The sequence below is a fragment of the Aphanothece stagnina RSMan2012 genome (genome assembly GCF_046764815.1).
Classification (GTDB): Bacteria; Cyanobacteriota; Cyanobacteriia; order PCC-6307; family Cyanobiaceae; genus NIES-981.
Genome location: NZ_JBKOUC010000133.1, coordinates 1 through 274, shown reverse-complemented (window position 1 = coordinate 274; position 274 = coordinate 1). Strand labels below are relative to the sequence as shown.

1 pseudogene is annotated in these 274 nt (G+C 63.5%); it reads left to right on the top strand.

From position 1 onward, the window contains the following. Positions 1-274: pseudogene (locus ACLNEE_RS17090) on the top strand (photosystem II q(b) protein); the annotation flags it as partial.

Here is a 274-nt window from a genome sequence, read left to right as displayed (position 1 = left end):
CTGGGAAGCTGCCTCCCTCGATGAGTGGCTGTACAACGGCGGTCCTTACCAGCTGGTTGTCTTCCACTTCCTGATCGGCGTCTTCTGCTACATGGGCCGCGAGTGGGAACTCTCCTACCGCCTCGGCATGCGCCCCTGGATCTGCGTCGCCTACAGCGCCCCCGTGGCTGCTGCCAGCGCCGTGTTCCTGGTGTATCCCTTCGGTCAGGGCTCCTTCTCCGACGGCATGCCCCTCGGCATCAGCGGCACCTTCAACTACATGCTGGTGTTCCAG